Here is an 18738-nt window from a genome sequence, read left to right on the forward strand (position 1 = left end):
ACGAAAGTTGCAATTACTCTTTTTAGTATATGCAGGGGACCATTACCTATTAATGGGCTAAACAATATAATTAGCTTTCGGAGCCGCCTCATGTTCGAGGTGGCTCTTTCCATTAGCATTGTGGTTCTGATAGAGTAATCGATCGACTTTTCAATGAGCAATTTTCATACCGAGAAAAGGAGCATTTACCACCGCAGCTTCTTATTCAGCAAATGTACTTGGTAGTTGTCTCAGAATGCTAGAGTCCGAGGGCTTGAAGCAGTGACACTTCAGGCAACCGTCAATTCGAATCTCTGCCGCAATATCCATGTTTTGCAGGAAGATTGTCGTATAAGATCGAATATTGATTAAAATAAACGGAATAATTTGGAGGAAAAGGAGTATCTGATTTCTTATCGTAATGTCGGGTGACAAGAACATTATCTCATTAAAGGCCGCGAAAATCGCGGCTTTTTGTATTTATGGGATCAAGTTCTTGTCAAAACCAAATGACAAGAACTTGATCCCATTACCGAAATTGACAAGAACTTGATCTCATTCCCGACAATAGGCTGGGAAATTAAATAATAAAGGCGCAAACAGACCCGACTGACTGGACTTCGTTGAACTAACGGGCAGGATTACTTAATAGCATCAGAGAAATACCTAATATGGAATTTGATGTTGGAGGCGGAAAATGGAATTCATCTTTATTCGGCACGGTCATGGAGAACATCTCAACGATTATCCAAATCGGTTGAACACTCTGCATCCTCGTCTTACGGAGTACGGAAAATTTCAAGTGACGCAACTACGAAGTGAAATTGAAATTGATCCTGATGATTTAGTTCTTGTAAGTCCAACTAAACGTACTATTGAGACGGCAAGTATTATAAAAAACGGTATAAACTTCATTATCTCTCCATTTGTTGGTCCGAGAATGTTTCCCCAGAACCCCGAACTTCCTTTTTTAGCTTGTGATCACATCCTTTCTAAAACTGAAATTACAAATCTGTATAGAGATACTGAGATTCTTGATTTCAATTTGGATTGCTGGAAAGATGGAATCAATAGGATCGAACAAGATATTTTTAAAGGCTATGCTACTCGGTTATTAGATTGGATCGGGGAAAGCTACAAAAAAATATTCATTATTTCACATGATGGCACGATAACGAATTATCGGATATTGCTTGGAGAAAAAGGATTGACCAGAAAAGATTTTCTCGGTGAGGCTGGAGTATATCGAATGAATTTGTAGTCTGTTGGTCGCTAAGCTAACGGGGAACGTTAGTTGAACGCATTTTGGAGCAGTTTGCCAGCGGCAGCTGTTCCATTTTTCGTTACGCTAATGGGCAGATTTGTTGAACTTCAATTTCCAATATGTGGTACTATTATTGCATAAGACAGTTGGAATTAAAATAAAGGGGATGATTGAATGGGGTCTAGGTTTATGCATTTGTTGATTTCAGATTTTGTATGCAAGGAGTTGTCAATCAAGCAACGTGGTGAAATGCTCCTTGGAGCGATAGCACCAGATGCAAAATCAGAAAATAACGATACGCATTTCGTAGGAGATCGATTTAAGTATGGCGTCAACAGGCGATGGGAGTACGGTCGGTTTATCATGAAATATAAGGAGCGTATCACTGAGCCTTTCATGTTGGGTTATTTAACCCATTTAGTTGCAGATGAAGTTTGGGCAATGAAGTCTTATTTTAGTGGTTTTGAAGAGAGGCTAAAGAACGACCTAACACTGTACGAGCGTTATCACCAAGACTTTCGATTGTGCAATGCGAAGCTAAATGAAAAATATGCTTCTGATGGACTTTACGAAGCCCTAAATTCCGCTGTGTACATACCGAGTATTGATGAACTTGATGAGAAGAATGTATTAGAATTAAAGAAACATGCACTGGACGACTTTAACTATCCAATTGAATACGTTGAGCAAGAGTTGAGCATTTTTTCGTTCGAAGAGATTTTGGCATACTTAGAACGCTCGGCTTATCGTGCATTGGATGTTTGTCGACCATTATTCGTTGCTGGAAATATTAGGATGTACCCATATACCCTATTTGACTAACGGAGAACGATAGTTTAGCGATCCAGGGAACAGTTTACCGCCGTGGCAGCTGTTCCTTTTTATCTTTAAGCTTTCGAGCTGGATAATCGGTTATGTCTTTACTGAAAAGGATTAAGGTCATTTTTCTGGTATTTTTGAAAGGATGGAGAATTTCCTGGCAATCACCAATCTGGATTTAATTGATTTCATATCCATACATATGCCCTCGAATACGACAAGACTTTCTATTGTCGATGATTTGGACTGGTCGGATGTTGAATCCCACTTAGGGCTGATGCAGACGAAAGTATATCGTTATCTGGATTTTGTCGAGAGCGGCAATATGGACGAACAGTATCCTAAGTACTCCAACCGCCCAATCGAAATTACGATTTACGCCGAGTATCCGATTCCTGAGATCGGTATGAAGTTGATAAAAAATCTCAAGGACTATGCGTTGAGAGAGAACGATATTTCGCTAGTCTGGTTACGACATAATGATGTCGAAGCAGATACATAGAAAGAACTTGTTTGCAACCCGTAGCAAGTCTGACCAATTTTAGTAGAGAACTTTTTTTTTCTACTGAATAAATTCCTCGTCGAATCGTAATAAATGATTAAACTAACTGGGAACGTTAATTCAATTCAATCAGCTAAACAGTAAAGGCATCCGTTCTAAGTGCTGCCTTTGCTCAACTATTTAAAAGGAGTGTGTTAATGAAAGTTTCCTTTCTCGGATTGGTTGCTTCCGTAGGATGCATCGTATTGTGTTGTGTTTTTTTGTTTTGGAATCCGTATTCAAGTACACCAATAGGTAACGACACGCTTTTAATCATTATTGCAACGTTGATTCTCCCAGCGTTTTTGGGTATTGTAACTTCGTTTAGGAATAATCGAACCTTAATGTATATTGTGTTTGTTTGGTCCATACCTTATGGACTTTATCTTTGTGTCGCGTCAATACCTAGTGTTTGGAACCTTTTTGGTGTGGTTCTTTTTCTTTACCTGATTTCAGCGAAGCGGATGAACAAAACTGTGAGTTTCTAGACCATCCTTTGTTTAGCTAACAGGTACTATAACTCAATAAACACAAAGATACGGTAGCCGGCATATAGGCTGCCGTTATTCTCAATAAAAACACGGCGCTGCTGAAAGGAAGTGTGATATATGGAACCTTTATCATATAAACCGTTAAGACCGTCAAAAGCACCTACACTTTCTTGGGTCGGCTTTTGCATCGGGTTAGTAAGCATCGTGCTCTACAAAGTTGGGATTATCCCAGTAGTTGGGTTGGTACTTAATTGTTTTGCCTACTTCAAACATAACAAGTTGCGGGCTCCAAAAATTTGGCTGCCTGTTGCAGGGGCAATCCTATGTCTCGTGTACTACTTTGCGTATGAATTAGATTTATGATGATGCATTCATAGTGATATTCAGCTAACGGGGAACGATAGTTGAACAGAGCAGATCACAACGTGGTCTGCTTTTTCATTGAAGTAACGGGATACTCAAAGCGAATTCGGGCCAGCCCTTTTTCATTTGGTCGTATGTTCATAATCGATTCTTGGAATGATTGCCGTTACGATGAGCGCAAACCGTTTATTCGGGCGGGAAAACGGGCTCCTTCCGCTCGCCGTCTCTTACGCTCAGTAACGATTCCGACACAAAGCCGTCTATTCGCGCGTCATACTCTTCCCAAGTATAATCATTGTTTTGAATGATCAACTTCGGGATCGGCCACGCATCGACGACCGAGCGTACGAATGCCTGGCTTGCGCTCCACACCTTGCCAGCCTGAATGAAATCTTCGTCCGATTGAAAGGAGACCGGTCCCCATTCGTTGCCGCGAATGCCACATATGTACCGCCACTGCCCTTCGACATCGGTGTGGTAATAGTAGATCAGGTGAGGGTTCAGCGGAATCAACATCAGTTGCAGCGATTCGGTAAAACTTTGGAGTTGCGCGATATTCATGCCTTGCATATGCGAGACGCTGACAATGTCCTGGAAAAGGACGCTTTCGATAATGACGAGGTCATCGGGGCTGCTTAACTGCTCCTCGACGAACCGGCCGTACCGGTCAACTAGCTGCCGGATGAAGGCGTTGGCGCCTTCTGTGGTATTCAATGCATAGTACTGCTCCATGGGCGGCAGCAAAGGGTGATTTTCTTCCTGCTCGAGCAGGCATCTTGCGCGTACACCTTGCGCTGTCAACCGGTTATGAATGCGGATCGCCGCCGTCGTTTTGCCGGAGCCGGGGATACCGTCGATAATAAGCAATCTTTTCGGAGAATGAATGGATGGTGAGTGTCGTTTTTCGTTCATGGATGTTTCGGAATGCCTCCTTTGGTAAGTATATCGATCATACTTTCGACATTAGGAAGAAATCCCCTCTCTTCGACGGGGCTAATGCTTTTCCGTTTTGAATTTAGAGCATTTTCACAACACCGCCGTAGTGAGCAGAACTTTATTGCGCTAACAGGAAACGATAGCTGAATGAAGATGCAACGGCAGCTGGTCACGATCGGCTGCCGTTGTCCATTGAAGTAACGGGCAGTATAGTGCAACTTTGATGAACATTATGCGTCAATATGCATGCACAATGTAGTTATTAAGTTTTTAAGGGGCTATCTTATTTGAAAACTAAGTTGATAATCAGTGTTTTAATTGGAGTTATCGCGCTGTTGGTTATTGTTCTAACCGTAACTCTTACGCAAAATGGTTCATCGAAACGAAATGATACAAAAGACACTATCCTGACTCGATTCGATGAAAAGGACGTTAGTAGACTGAATGAGTTGGTTCAACGACATAATAATGGCGATGGAGACTATCTCATGTTAATCCCACCAGTGATTGATGGTGGGTACTGGATATATGATGTACATTCTAATGGGAAAGAGATTACGTGGACAGTTGATAACACAAGAGATGGTATGAGTGCAGAGAAAGGAAAAGAGGTTTATCAGTGCAAGAATATTAGCGTGAGTGAAAAATCAGACTCATATGTATATACACTTGATAAATGCGAAAATCAGGGTGACAAGAGTATTCCAATCTTCAAAATCCCAAAGTAAACGTTGTATCTCACCTTTTTTTATTCAACTAACGGGAAACGATAGTTTAACAAAAAGAAGGCAGCAGGTTAGAACTGAACTGCACCCCAATTATTAGACACCATCTAGCAATTGGGTGCAGTTCAAAACGATCGGCTACCTTTTTTCAATTCATCTGCTTAGCCTTGCAGATTTGCGAACGAGGCATGTTCTTTATCGAAATAATAACGTCTATAGTTATTGACGTGACCGAAAAAATAGCGAGTGATGCTGATTAATCGCTTTAGATTCAGATCCCTGTTGTACCAGACCGAACGGATTAAATTCTTCTGTCTATAATGCTGATCGATCTCAGCCGACAATGCCGGATCGGAGATGTAGCGCCTTAATACCATTTTTGGCACATTCGTCCACAGCGCAGAAACTTGCCCATACACGCAATCGGTTTCTTTGCCGTAAACGACTTGATCCATGAGCGCTTCAATCATGTTCAAACCCGCTGCCCGGACAAACAAACTACTTCTACCCAATCGCGGATTGATTTCAAACATCATATATTTGCCCGTCCTGCTATCGAACTTCATGTCAATATTGGAAAATCCGACATAACCGATGTTTTCCAAGAATGCCTTGACCTTTGCATAAATGTCCATATCGAAGCGGCTTATGATAGCGGCGTAGTTTCCGAGCGTTTTCGGTGCGTACTCTTCGAGTACGGGCTGGCCGAGACACATCATTTTAACGTTTCCATGATCATCGGAGTAGCTGTTGATTACACGCATGGCACTGCCGCCGCCCGGAATAAACTCTTGGATGATCAATTTCCCGATATAAGCGGATGTATTCATATTACGGATCATCGCCAAATAATCTTCTCGCTTGTCAAAAAAGAACACCTTTTTCTTACCTTCAAAGTGACAATGAAGGTATTCAAACGCATTACTATTCTCGGGCTTTACTACAATCGGAAATTGAAAATCCATGCGATCTAAAGCGTTTTCGCGTTCGTGCGGTTCACAAACGATCGTCTTTGGGTAGTCTAAACCGAATCGTTCGCACAAGGCATAGAACTTATCTTTTGTATCGAGCGTTTCCAGCAACTTGTCAGATAAGAAGTGATTCGCAACCAGTCCTTTGAACTTGTCATAATGGCGCGATAACATCCCCGCATAATAATCTGAACAAGGAATGACGATCAATTTCCTATTTGGTTCGGCATACTTCTCCAAGATGGACAACAACGCATTGGGGAATACGTCTTCTTGGTCGAAGCGGTCAATTTGGACGAGTTCGAACAAAGTGCTATGCATGGTTGGAATCAACAACCGCGTACAGAGCAGTAGCGGTTTAACCTCGTAGGTTTCGTGGATAAGTCTGACATTACCGTAGGCGTTCTCATCGCTGCCAAGTATGATGGGTAGAAAATCGTGACGATTCATAAGTTCTCCTCGTTTAACAAGTTCTTTGTTCATCGTTCTTATTATAGCTTATTTAAGTCCAAGGATCTGAGATGTTCAAGCGAAAGGATTGCCCGATTAATCAGCGGACTTTCGAAGGGCCTATTATAAAACATTGTTAGGGCAATAAAAATAATCTGTACAGAGGGTTGGCAGGCTGGAGGACAATATAAAATACTTGAAGGCCACCAAGGTTGCCGCAGTTGACAAAGGAGAACGAAACAATGAAAAAGTACATACTCTTCGATCATGATGGTGTTCTGGTTGATACGGAATTCTGGTACTACAAAGCGGGTGCACGCGCTCTGGCTGATATTGGATTTACTTTGGATAAAGATCAATACCTTCGCGATATGACCCAGTCATTGGGCACTTGGTCCCAAGCTAGGGCGGCAGGTATTGATGAACAGACCATCAGCAAGCAGCGTGAGATCCGCAACGTCTATTATCAGGAATATCTAAGAACAGAAGCTATAGAGATCGAAGGCGTAGTTGAAACTCTAGCCGAGCTGTCAAAGTACGTCCGCATGGCGATCGTGACAACTGCAAAACGTGCGGATTTTCAACTTATTCATGAAAAGCGTCAGATTAGACAATTCATGGAATTCGTCCTTGTTCGTGAAGACTACGAGCGCACCAAGCCGCACCCGGAACCATACTTGACTGGCTTAGAGCGTTTCGGAGCTACCAAAGAAGAGACCCTGGTTGTAGAGGATTCAAACAGAGGGTTGAACTCAGCCGTGGCGGCTGGTATCGACTGTGCTATTGTACATAATGACTTCACAAAAACACATGACTTCACAAAAGCCAGCTATCGAATCAAGACTCTGATTGAACTAAAGGATATTATCTTGAATTGGCAATAACACAAGGGGCTTAAGCTAACTGGAGACGATAGCTCAATACAACACGACGGCAGCCGAAAAGACATTCGGCTGCTGTTTGTCGTTGAAGTACGGGCAGTTATGCGTAACTTCCAGGGAATGTAAACGTCTAAATAAAGTAAGGAACGAGGAGGCAGACATTTCATGGGAGGAACGAATGTATGGGATGCGGAGTGGGAGGTTAACGAAGAGCAGGCGCGGACGCTGATCGGCAGACAATTCCCTCAGCTGTCATCGAAGCAAGTGAAGCGATTGGGCTGGGGCTGGGACAATACGGTTTTTCTCATCGGTGACGAGTACGTGTTCCGGTTTCCAAGAAGAACGATTGCAGTTGGCTCGATTCGTATGGAAGGGAAGCTGCTGCCGAAGCTGGAGGCATATATGACCATCCCCTATCCGAAACCGTTGTTTTATGGCGAAGCAAGTGACGAATACCCGGCACCATTTCTTGGCTATGCCTACGTGCCAGGAGATTTCCCCATCGGTTTGACGGAAGAACGCCGGGCTTTATCGGCAGAGACGCTGGCGAAATTTTTGCGGAGATTGCATGAGTTTCCGGTGCAGGCGGCGCTGAAGTGCGGAGTTCAGCAAGATCATCGAAGCTTGACGGACATAGCATCGCGCAAAGTGAAATTGGAGGGCTTTCTATCGAAGGTGGTTGAACACTTGTCGCCGGAGGAGTCCGGTGTGATCGAAGCGTATATTAGCAGGCTGCAAACGGACCGTGTCGAGGCGGTGAATGCACTGCTACATGGCGATCTTCATTTCAAAAATATGCTTGTGAATGAGAACGGGATCATTTCCGGCATCATTGATTGGGGCGATCTGAGCGTAGGCCATCCGGCTTGCGATTTGAGCGTTGCTTACAGCTTTTTACCACCATACGCTCGCGGCGTGTTTTTCGAAACTTACGGAGGAGCGGACGAGGAAACGAAGCTGCTGGCGCGGCTGATCGCGGTATACATCCCCGTACTGATCTTGATGCAAGCGGTCGATGACAGGAATGAAGCGATTACGGCAGAGGCGAAATCCAACATCATGCGGGCACTGTCGGATTAGGCTCATTATTTCGTTGCAGCTATGGGCTATGGCTATCGGCACCATTTTGTCGTTTAAAGACCGCGATAAGGTACGATTCGCCTTCTCTGATACCGCTTTATGTTGAGGAACACGAAATTCAACAGAGTTAGTCGTTGCGCTAACTGGGAACGGTAGTTCAATCTGCAGCGGCAGTCTGGAGTTTTTTCTCGTCCAGGGTAGCCGATTTGTTTTTTTTGGACAGGATGTTAATTAAGATGTAATTATAAGGGGAGAAATCGAATATGAAGGCTAAGAAACCAGTTAAGTTAATTGATTTAGTTGGTGAAATTGAGATGCAAATAGACGATACTTTTACATACATTAATTCAGCAACAGGAGAAGTTTTTATGCTAACAAGAGAAGAAATTGGAGCGGCTGAAGATGAAAAGCCACTCGAAAAATTTCCTGAATGGCAAAGAGAGAACATCGCAAAAGCAATCCAGATTCTTGAAGATGATGATGGAATTTACATCGACTTTACATTAAGAAACGACTTCAATGAATATGAACTCATGGAAGATTTTATTGGGGCATTAGAGGATGAAAAAATTCGAGAAAAACTGTTTGTAGATATTCAAGGGCGAGGAGCATTCCGAAGATTCAAAGATAACATTATTGAACAAGGTGTTGATAAACAATGGTATGACTACAAAGAAAGAAAGATAAAGGAATTAGTAATTGAATGGTGTAAGGGTCACGATATTGAAATCCAGCATTAAGCTAAAGGGCAGGATAATTCAATTTATAGCGATTTTCACCCGCAACAAATGTGATTTGTTTAGTAAACTGAGGTATGTGTAATTTTCCCTGTTTTACTCAGCGAGATAATAAGGTGCGACTCACGAGAGCAACTTCCCAATGAGGAATAGAAGGAGGTCAACAAAGTATGCAACGACCCCAAATATGGCACTATGGCCTTGTCGCGCAATCGTGGGCGAATGCTACGGAAGCTGGTCCGGAAGGGACCTACTACAAGAAGCTGATCGAGACGTCCGGACAACCGGCGCTTGATCTGGGTTGCGGCAGTGGACGCTTGTTGCTCAACTTTTTGCAGGCTGGTCTGGATGTGGATGGCTGCGACTACTCCGAGGATATGCTTGCAGTCTGCCAGGAGCGAGCAGCAAAGCATGGCCTTTCACCCCGGCTCTATGCGCAGGCCATGCATGAGTTGGATCTGCCACAGCGCTATAAGACGATAATTGCCTGCGGAGTGATTGGTCTCGGCGGAGAGCATCGTCTGACTATGCAGGCCATGCAGCGCTGCCACGAGCATCTACGTTCAGGCGGCACGTTCGCATTCAACTATGCGGTGCGATGGAACGATCCGCCCGCTTGGCTGGCGAGGTTGCCTGAGTACAGGCGGGCTGAACCCCAGGAATGGCCCGCATCCAGCGAGCGCCAGCGCCTGGCCGACGGCATGGAGCTGGAAATGGCTGCCCGGACACTTAAGACAGATCCCTTGGAGAACGTCGCCACCCGTCAGATGCGAGTTCGGCTGTGGCACGAAGAGAACCTTATTAAGGAAGAAGTTCACACGCAAATGGTGGAAGACTTTACGAAGAACGAGTTGGTGTTGATGCTTGAGCGCGCGGGCTTCAGCGACATCCAGATCTTTGGAGACTTCAGAGATGAACCAGCTACCGCAGACCACCATGATCTGGTCTTTATCTGCCGAAAGTAAAATCGCGTCCCAATTGTGATTCATAACGAGATATTAGAAAACAATATCTTCATTTTAGAAGACCCTGACGGTAACCGATTAATGCAATACAAATGTAGCACTCTTGAACTAACGGAAACGATAATTCAACGAAACTTGGAGCAGTTACCGCGGTAGCTTGCTCTTCTTTTTTCATTGAAGTAACGGGCAGTTTAGCGGAGTTGTATACCGAAAAAGGAAACTTATGTAAACTGAACAAATAATGATAGCTCGTTACAGAAATCCATAAGAAGGAGAGAATTATTTGAGTTACGATCTCACTGTCAAGCTAAAGGGATTAAATGACAGCATAATACCAGATTGGTTGTCTGAAATAAGAAAACTTAATATGGATGTAGAAGTACATCCTGGTTTTTCATTCAATAATCATTCAGGTTTTCTTCCTTTCAAGGTTGTCATCTATAATTGCCCGAACAGAAATCTGAATAATATCGAAATAATGACAGGATTTGAATTGTTTATTAGTCGTATTGAAGAAAAGGGTAAGAAGGTAGCCTTTTTCTCAAAGTTATTTGGCAAACAAAAACCGCTGAGTTCAATTGAGAAGAAACTTAAAGAAGCGGACACTGAAATAAGTTTTTACATAAGTGCTCAGGATAGTTTTGAATTTAGGATGGGATGGTATTCAGCTGCAACGCTTGCTTTTTTATGTGATGGTGTATTGACCGACTTACAGGAAGGTATTCAATTGGAAGGAAAAGAATTAATTAGACACGCAATTGAAGTTGTTTTAGCAGATGAGAGGCTAATCAATAAAGACGACTGGAGAGTACATGATTTTAAAGAATGGTTAGGTTAAAATGAAAATTTTCCAATTATTTGGATTCATGCGTCATTAAACTAATGAGGAACGATAGTTCAATGCATCTTGGAGCAGTTTGCCGACGGCAGCTGCTCCATTGTTTCGTTAACGGGCAGGATAGTTTGAATAAAGCAGTAAAAAATTGGTGGATCTACACTGGGTAAAAGTGTAAAATTATATAATAGAACATAGTTTTATCTGATGAAACTAACGAAGAGGTGAGTATTATGTCTTATGAGTACGTTGGAATTGATCACATTCAATTAGCTGCCCCTGAAGGTTGCGAACAGGATGCAAGAAACTTTTTTGCTGACTTGTTAGGTTGGGCAGAGATCCCTAAGCCTGAAATATTGATGAAGCGAGGCGGTATTTGGTTCCAGTGCGGTTCCCATCAGGTACATCGGAGTTCAAAAAGATTTCGTCCCAGCTACAAAGGCTCATCCAGCATTCTATGTTAAGAATATTGATGCATTAAGAGAATATTTGATTCAGAAGAACATTCAAGTGATTGCAGACGATGCACGATCAGATGAAGGGATAAAGCGTTTCTATTACAAGATCCATTCGGAAATCGTCTTGAGTTTCTTGAGTAACCTAAATTCGATTAGAAAACAGGTCTTTCCAACTAACTTTACTTTATTAACAATTAACTTTGCACCTAGCGTTCAACTAACGTTCAACTAACGGGACACGATAGCTGAACGAACACGGAGCAGTTTGCATCCGGCAGTTGCACTTTGTTTCTGTGTTTGCCAGCTATTCGTCGGAGTCCACTTAGTGGTAATTGAATTCAAAAGGCGAAAAGGATGTATGCAAGATGGATTTTCGGAAGTTTCGGTTTGTTTATGGGGTAATCACCCTTTCATTGATCGTCTCTGGCTGTGTGTCGGCGAAAGAGGAGAAAGTCGAAGAAGGCGCGGCCAGTAAGCCACCTGCGGTAAGGGAGACGGTTGCTACTCCTACCACTGCTGGAATACGGGAGTATATTCTGAAGGACAGCGCCGCCAAGCTACTGACACCAAATCAGGTCGGTAGTCTGGACAGCCGCATTCTGGAGCTCGCGCGTAACGAGATATATGCAAGGCACGGGTACGAATTTAAGCGGAAGGATTTGCGGGATTATTTTACGACCAAGCCTTGGTATCATGCAGACGCTGCCTACAAAGAGGAGCTCAGTCCGATAGAGAAGCAGAACGTTGCGTTTCTTCGAACCTATGAAGCCAAATATGCAGCCTATAAGCTCGAACCTGCCCATACGGATGACTTCCATCTGCGGGATTACACTGGCGATGCGGGCTTTAAACAGAAGAAAATGAATGTGGACCTAAACGGGGATGGTCGCGATGAAGAGATCCAGTTAATCCCGCCGGACACGGAATTGCACGCCTTCAAGCTGAAGGTGAACGACATCACGTTAGAGGTGGACAGCGAGTTGCTTCCTTATCTTGATATTGTCGATTTGGATATCGACGATCCGTATTTCGAGATTGCGCTTCAAATGGACTCGCAGATGGACTTTCTACGAGCAACCTCTTTCTACCTCTATGATGGACAGACCCTCAAGCAGATTGGTGAGCTTCCCGATTTTTCAGCACACATCTCTATGTTTGACGGTCATGGGCGCGTAATTAGCGCAGAAGAAAGCAAGGACTTCCAAACCTGGTTCCGTAACGTGATATTCCGGCTGGATGCCGGTCATATGCTCCATGAAGAGCAACAGGATTTTTATCCAATGGATCCACCGACGCCTTTAAAGATCAAAAAGGAAATTACCGTGCAAACTCGTAAAGATGGCACGGAAGATGTCTCTTCGCTGGAACCCGGCGCTAACGTGAAATTCCTCGGTGACGATAAGCTCGGACATATCAAGCTTCAGACGAGCACGGGCAGAGAAATCTGGTACACCATGGGCGATGAGTATGTGGACTATAATGATTTTTTTGGCGGGCTGATTTTATATGATTAGACGAAGAATGACGGTGTGTAGTTAAAGGCAGTCGAACGGGAAACGATAGTTGAACAGAGCAGATCACAGCGGTGGTCTGTTTTTCATTGAAGTAATGGGCAGGAGAGTTGAGTGATTTCGTGGAATATATATTATTATGGTGCTTATAGAAATTGGAGTGAGTCGAATGAAATTTAAATTTTATAATGACACTGGAAGACTAATCAGTATTCACCCTGGCACGGAGATAAGCGGCATTAAGTGTGATATGGACAATATTAAGCCACTTGAAATAAGGACATTTTTGCTTCCCTCAGGAACATATCCATGGGTGAAAATTTGGGATTATGGAGAAGCAAGGGGCTTATCAATTTTAGTATCAGCCCAAGTTGATGATTAAACTAACGGGAAACGTTAGCTCAAAAAAACACGAAGGCAGCTGGTCAGAGCGAATGATCAGCTGCCTTCGTTCAACTAACGGGCAGATTAGTTCCAATATGTGGTAGAATAGGTCGTGCATTATTTAACCAGAGTGACATGGAGGAATGCTCATGGCATGGCCAACTCATATTGTGGCTGTTAGCGGAATTGTGGAAAATGAACAAGGAGAAATTCTATTAGTTAAGACTCAACATGGCGGTTGGGTGTGCCCAGGGGGACAAGTAGAAGTAGGTGAAAACCTAATTGATGCTTTGATTCGAGAGATAAAAGAGGAAAGCGGTATAGAAGTGGTTGTCTCGAATTTATTTGGAGTCTTCTCGAATACAGGAATTCATAAATGGCATGACGGTGTTACTGATGTTCCAACGAAAGTGATGTTGGACTTTATCTGTAAGCCCGTTGGAGGGGAATTATGTACGTCTGAAGAGACATCAGATTGCCGTTGGGTTGAAAAGGACCACGCGCTTGATATGATTACAGCCCCAGCTATCCGTACACGTTATCAAGCTTATCTAGATTTCGATGGGAAAACGCATTACATGGATTATGTTACTAAACCGAATTTCGAAGTGAAATTGAATCGAACCATTTAATCTTTAAGCTATCGAGGAACGATAGTTGAATAACCATCAGGTCGAGGCTGCCGGCGCGTTCGGCGGCTTCATTACGTTACGGGCTGTATACCATGGAAATCGCTAAGAAAAGGTAACTGCTAAAAGGGCAGGAAAAACAAGGATACTGCCGAAAGTGTTCACCTAATATTGGGATTTAAGGAGGGATATTTATTCATTCTGATTTAGATTTTATCATGAATGAAATGAAAGGTTTTCAGAAGCCTTGGTTTTAAGCTGGTGGTTGGGTAGTCGATATTGCATTGGGTAGAGTAACAAGAGAGCATGAGGATATCGATATTTGTATTTACCGCGAGGATGTTAAAGAAGCTCTTCGGTATTTCGAAGGATGGGATATTAAAGTCGCAGTACCAGGTGAAAATCGACTTGTTGACTATGAGCAGTTAAACGACTTATCACTGCCTAGATACTGTCTACATCTTTTCAGAGAAAAGGATTTTATAGAAGTTTTGCTTACTGAACGTAAAGAAAATGACGTTCTATTCCGAAAGAATAAAGAAATAACGATGCGTATAACTGATTTCGCCCTCAAAGATCGTGATGGCAGGCCCTATGTTAATCCCGTATGGCAGTTGCTGTTTAAAAGTTCAAGTCCAAGAGACAAAGATAATGATGATTTCATCCGTTGTCTTCCGATTATGACTGATCAGCAGAAGAAATGGCTCATAGAAGGATTACGAATAATGAAGCCTGAATCAGAATGGATACATAGACTTTCGGTTTGACAAATTAACTCGACCATTGCGCTAACTGGGAACGATAGTTCAATTACTATTTACGGCAGCCGGTCAAATGATCAGCTGCCGTTTTCATTAAAGTAACGGGCAGGATAACACAATAAAGGGATGGAATATATAGCAGGTAGTTTGTTATACAGATCAAGGATACGAAAGACTTTCCGTATAAAATAACAAGTGAAGTCTGGGGTGTTTATATGTATGACGACTATCCGTTCTCTCTGCCAGCTGGCAGGTTGAAAGAACTATGGGATGACAACAAGAAGTTCCAACACTTCCACTCATCTGTCTACGGTCCAAAGGGTATGGTCGTAGGTACATCGAATGGAGTCGCCGCGCATATTGGATCGGAAATGCTTCGTCAGGGTGGAACAGCGGCAGATGCAGTCATCGCCACGGCGTTGGCTCAGATTGTTATGGCTGCTGGCAGTTATGTCAGTTTTGCCGGGATCTACTCTATGGTGTACTATAATGCGCGTGATGGTGAGGTCTACTCGGTAGGCGCTGAGTATACCATCCCGAAAAACGAAAAGGATCCGCTGAGCATTCCAAAAATGGGGAGTGCGATTCCGAGTGGGCGATCCGTACTTGTTCCGGGCTTCTTTGCTGGAATCGAAGAGACGCATCGCATGTTCGGATCGCTGCCTCGAACGGCTCTGTTTGCACCCGCTATCAGGCTGGCGAAAGAAGGCTTCGAGTTTACCAGTCATTTAGAGGGACTTGTACGAAGTCGGCAGAGCGTTCTAAGTCGGTTAGAGGGCACCAAGAAGATCTTCACAAATAAAAATGGCGAATTCTATAAGGCTGGGGACTGGTTTAGACAGCCTGAATTGGCGGATACTTTGCTCCGCGTTTCCGAACAAGGCTCGGAATACATATATCGCGGCGAGTGGGCGGAGCATTTTGTCGGGGCTGTCCAGCGTGAAGGCGGGTCTATTATGATGAACGACATGCACGACTATCAGGCGCTCGTAAATCGGCCCGTTTCCATAACCTACAAAGACTACAAGATATTCGGTCCAGCGCTCCCGAACTATGGAGGCCTCATCACGCTGCTTACGCTTAAGTTATTTGAAGTAGGGCAAGTTGGCGGCATGGGGCACTACGTCAACTCAGCAGAAGCGATGTACTGGACGATCCAAGTTGGTCAAGTTGCAGAAGAGATCGTTACCAGCCTGTTTACCAAGTCTGGCTGCCTAGACGTCGAGTTAGACGTTAATTTTGATAACCTGCTTTCAAAGGAAACAGCAGAAGCGATTTGGAAGTTGATGCGACGAGGTGAATTGCCGAAATCAGGCCCTAATGCAGCAGGAAGTCATTCTGATGCGATTGTAGCGATTGATAGCGAGGGAAACATGGCTGCCTTGATCCACACGATTAACTCGGTCCTATGGGGAGAAACAGGTTTGTTTGTCGATGGCATTTCCATACCTGATTCTGCATCGTTTCAACAGACCGAAATGGCTGCGGCGGGGCCAGGGAATAAATTGCCTTCACCCACAAACCCGATGATTATCCTCAGAAATTCGCAGCCCTTTATGGCTTCCAGTGGTATTAACACTGGACTCTTTCAAAAAACTTACTGTGCCCTACTCAATGTGTTAGAGTATGGAATGACTTTGGATGATGCACAGGAAACACCGAACCACATGTCCCCCGATGTATTTGGTGATGGAAGCAATCTGATTTTTGAAAGTGAGTTCGAAGCATCTCTGTTGTCACAAGTACGGTATCTCGGGCTAAAACTGAAAGATGCCCATGAAGCAACATTGTATGCGCCAAGTGCCGACGCGTCGCTGATGGACGGCATGTGGATAGCGGCAAAGCGACTTCAAACCAACTCTCCCGAGACAAGCGGAACGACTGGCATTACATGCAAATATCTCAATGGAGCGGCGGTTCCTGAATAAATCCCCAAATTGCTTGTACTGATTAGCGTTAGATACCGCTATTGCTGTTGAATTTATGGAGAACTGTAGATCATTTTTTCAAGGTAAGGGCTACCACCACAACGGATGGGCCTAAAACTTCCGTTACAGACAGCGCGGGAAACCGTGGCAAACATGAAAGGTCATATAACTACGCTAACGGGCACGATAGCTCAAATAGATAGGGAGCAGATTGCCGAGTGATATGCTCCCCATACAGTGGACAGGTGAAATAATAAAAACCTGTCACTGTAAGGGGAGCTTTTTATGTCGAGCAGAAAATATAGCGCGCTTGAGAAACTCGCGATTCTCGAAGAAGTATCGAAAGGAGAATTAGGTTTCCTAGCCGCAACAAAAAAATACGGAATTAATAAAACGTCTTTAATGAAATGGCAGCGACGGTACAAGCTCTATGGCTTTGAAGGGCTCGAGCGCCGTAGTCATAATCGAAGTTACAGCGCTGAACTGAAGCTTCAAGCGGTGACGGAATTCCTTGAGGGGAAGCTTTCTAAGTACCAGATTATCGATAAATACAAGATTGCGAGCACAACTCAGCTTTCCCACTGGATTCATAAGTATAATGGTCATAGCAGCTTAAAAGCCTATAAAGGGGAAGCGAAAGCTATGACAAAGGGTCGCGTGACAACGTGGCAGGAACGAATCGACATCGTCCAGTACTGCTTAACCAATCAGCATGACTATCAAAAGACCGCAGGAGAATTTCAGGTCTCGTATCAGCAGGTCTACCAGTGGGTAAAGAAATTCGAGGATGGCGGTCAGGACGCGTTACAGGATGGCCGGGGGAGAAAGAAAGCGGCTGAAGAGTTAACTGAGGCGGAGCGCCACAAACTCGAGTTGAAGAAGATGGAATATGAAATGGAACGTCTTCGGGCGGAGAATGCGTTCTTAAAAAAGTTACAGGAGCTTCAAAGGAGGCGAAATTAAGCCAACACCGTCAAGAGAATATTTATCTGGCCATTCAAGCGCTTCGCGAAGAGACTTCGTGTAGCGTTCAGCTTCTGTGCGACATCGCAGGAATTGCACGTTCTAGTTACTACGGGTGGTTAAATCACAAACCCGGGCCTCGTGAGCAAGAGAATAAGCAGCTGACAACGGTCATGATGAGTATCTATGAGCGAGTAGAGCGTGTCTTCACTTACTTTGCACATGCGCAGACAAACGGGGAAAACCATTAACCACAAGCGCGTGGAGCGGCTAATGAAGGTTAAGGGAATTCAATCCGTTATTCGGAGAAAGAGAAAAGGCTACGCCAACGTAACTCCCCAACAGGTGGCCGAGAATGTACTAAATCGAAAATTCTATGCGGATACTCCGAATGAGAAGTGGCTCACCGATGTAACGGAATTCAAGTACGGTAACGGCCAGAAAGCTTATTTAAGCGCGATTCTCGATCTTTATGATAAATCCATCATCTCCTATGTCGTGGGGCGTTCCAATAACAATCCATTGGTATTTGATACACTAAAACGGGCCGTGCAAGCCGCTCCAGGAAGCACGCCTCTGCTTCACAGCGATCGAGGCTTCCAATACACCTCCTTGGGCTTCAAGGCGCTCTTGGATAGCCACAACATGATCCAAAGTATGTCTTGTGTGGGCCGGTGCATCGATAACGGCCCAATGGAATCGTTTTGGGGAACGCTTAAATGCGAGAAGTATTATTTGCACTCGTATCCTACTTTTGAAGATCTTGAGCGGGACATTGAGGCCTACATTCACTTTTACAATAACGACCGTTTGCAAGCAAAACTAAACGGCCTCAGTCCGATGGAACACCGGGCCAAGGCCGCCTAATAACCTTATATTATTTCCACTCTCTACTTGACGGGGGGCAGTTCACGAGGCAGACTGCTCCCTTTTCATTTCGCTAAACATTCCTGTTAGGGCTAAGAAATCACCTTTTTCAAAAAAGGAGCTCCTCGGTATGATGGGCTTGTCCACAACACATCAAGGAGGCGCTCTTATCATGAAGTTTAAACAATGCAACTTTTGAT

18 protein-coding genes and 1 pseudogene are annotated in these 18738 nt (G+C 44.0%); 17 read left to right on the plus strand and 2 right to left on the minus strand.

Going from position 1 to position 18738, the window contains the following annotated elements:
- Positions 1–676: 676 nt before the first annotated feature.
- The 3 genes from KXU80_RS26985 to KXU80_RS26995 all read left to right on the plus strand — a co-directional run bounded on the left by KXU80_RS26985 (position 677) and on the right by KXU80_RS26995 (position 2564).
- Positions 677–1240: a histidine phosphatase family protein gene (locus tag KXU80_RS26985; RefSeq protein WP_219836153.1), complete on the plus strand. Its 564-nt coding sequence runs from the start codon at positions 677–679 to the stop codon at positions 1238–1240.
- A 192-nt stretch (positions 1241–1432) separates the two neighbouring features.
- A complete protein-coding gene (locus KXU80_RS26990; RefSeq protein ID WP_219836154.1) occupies positions 1433–2065 on the plus strand; it encodes a hypothetical protein in 633 nt (210 codons plus the stop codon).
- Positions 2066–2207: 142 nt separating this feature from the next.
- A complete protein-coding gene (locus tag KXU80_RS26995) occupies positions 2208–2564 on the plus strand; it encodes a DUF6572 domain-containing protein (RefSeq protein WP_219836155.1) in 357 nt (118 codons plus the stop codon).
- Positions 2565–3643: 1079 nt separating this feature from the next.
- On the opposite strand, the gene KXU80_RS27000 is transcribed toward KXU80_RS26995, so the two are convergent.
- Positions 3644–4369, minus strand: a complete 726-nt coding sequence (locus KXU80_RS27000; RefSeq protein ID WP_219836156.1) for a P-loop NTPase family protein — start codon at positions 4367–4369, stop codon at positions 3644–3646.
- A gap of 311 nt (positions 4370–4680) precedes the next feature.
- Between KXU80_RS27000 and KXU80_RS27005 the strand changes: the two genes are divergently transcribed.
- A complete protein-coding gene (locus tag KXU80_RS27005; RefSeq protein ID WP_219836157.1) occupies positions 4681–5121 on the plus strand; it encodes a DUF4362 domain-containing protein in 441 nt (146 codons plus the stop codon).
- Positions 5122–5279: 158 nt separating this feature from the next.
- Here the strand turns inward: KXU80_RS27005 and KXU80_RS27010 are convergent, their stop codons facing one another.
- Positions 5280–6539 carry a carboxylate--amine ligase gene (locus KXU80_RS27010; RefSeq protein WP_219836158.1) on the minus strand — a complete coding sequence of 420 codons (1260 nt, stop codon included), beginning with the start codon at positions 6537–6539 and terminating at the stop codon, positions 5280–5282.
- Between the two features lie 242 nt (positions 6540–6781).
- Here KXU80_RS27010 and KXU80_RS27015 point away from each other — a divergent pair, with 242 nt between their 5' ends.
- The 13 genes and pseudogenes from KXU80_RS27015 to KXU80_RS27070 all read left to right on the plus strand — a co-directional run bounded on the left by KXU80_RS27015 (position 6782) and on the right by KXU80_RS27070 (position 18538).
- Positions 6782–7423 (plus strand): HAD family hydrolase, encoded by a 642-nt coding sequence (locus KXU80_RS27015; RefSeq protein ID WP_219836159.1) that lies wholly within the window; start codon positions 6782–6784, stop codon positions 7421–7423.
- 162 nt (positions 7424–7585) lie between these two features.
- A complete protein-coding gene (locus KXU80_RS27020; RefSeq protein ID WP_219836160.1) occupies positions 7586–8500 on the plus strand; it encodes a phosphotransferase in 915 nt (304 codons plus the stop codon).
- A gap of 263 nt (positions 8501–8763) precedes the next feature.
- The gene (locus KXU80_RS27025) at positions 8764–9240 is read left to right on the plus strand and encodes a UPF0158 family protein (RefSeq protein ID WP_219836161.1); all 477 of its coding nucleotides are present in this window, start codon (positions 8764–8766) and stop codon (positions 9238–9240) included.
- 167 nt (positions 9241–9407) lie between these two features.
- Positions 9408–10202 carry a class I SAM-dependent DNA methyltransferase gene (locus KXU80_RS27030; protein WP_219836162.1) on the plus strand — a complete coding sequence of 265 codons (795 nt, stop codon included), beginning with the start codon at positions 9408–9410 and terminating at the stop codon, positions 10200–10202.
- 283 nt (positions 10203–10485) lie between these two features.
- On the plus strand, positions 10486–11040 hold the full coding sequence (locus tag KXU80_RS27035; protein ID WP_219836163.1) for a hypothetical protein: 555 nt from the start codon (positions 10486–10488) through the stop codon (positions 11038–11040).
- Between the two features lie 230 nt (positions 11041–11270).
- Positions 11271–11636 (plus strand): annotated as a pseudogene (locus KXU80_RS28240) (glyoxalase).
- 224 nt (positions 11637–11860) lie between these two features.
- Positions 11861–13009 (plus strand): YARHG domain-containing protein, encoded by a 1149-nt coding sequence (locus KXU80_RS27040; RefSeq protein ID WP_219836164.1) that lies wholly within the window; start codon positions 11861–11863, stop codon positions 13007–13009.
- A gap of 166 nt (positions 13010–13175) precedes the next feature.
- Positions 13176–13388, plus strand: coding sequence for a hypothetical protein (locus KXU80_RS27045; protein WP_219836165.1), 213 nt, complete (start codon positions 13176–13178; stop codon positions 13386–13388).
- A 151-nt stretch (positions 13389–13539) separates the two neighbouring features.
- Positions 13540–14022 (plus strand): NUDIX hydrolase, encoded by a 483-nt coding sequence (locus tag KXU80_RS27050; RefSeq protein ID WP_219836166.1) that lies wholly within the window; start codon positions 13540–13542, stop codon positions 14020–14022.
- 281 nt (positions 14023–14303) lie between these two features.
- The gene (locus KXU80_RS27055) at positions 14304–14786 is read left to right on the plus strand and encodes a hypothetical protein (protein WP_219836167.1); all 483 of its coding nucleotides are present in this window, start codon (positions 14304–14306) and stop codon (positions 14784–14786) included.
- 209 nt (positions 14787–14995) lie between these two features.
- Positions 14996–16708, plus strand: coding sequence for a gamma-glutamyltransferase (locus KXU80_RS27060; protein WP_219836168.1), 1713 nt, complete (start codon positions 14996–14998; stop codon positions 16706–16708).
- Positions 16709–16993: 285 nt separating this feature from the next.
- Entirely contained in the window at positions 16994–17671 is a 678-nt protein-coding gene (locus KXU80_RS27065) for a helix-turn-helix domain-containing protein (RefSeq protein ID WP_219836169.1), read from the plus strand.
- 222 nt (positions 17672–17893) lie between these two features.
- Positions 17894–18538 carry an IS3 family transposase gene (locus tag KXU80_RS27070; protein ID WP_258171499.1) on the plus strand — a complete coding sequence of 215 codons (645 nt, stop codon included), beginning with the start codon at positions 17894–17896 and terminating at the stop codon, positions 18536–18538.
- The last annotated feature ends 200 nt before the right edge of the window (positions 18539–18738 follow it).

It is taken from the genome of Paenibacillus sp. R14(2021), from assembly GCF_019431355.1.
Classification (GTDB): Bacteria; Bacillota; Bacilli; order Paenibacillales; family Paenibacillaceae; genus Paenibacillus_Z.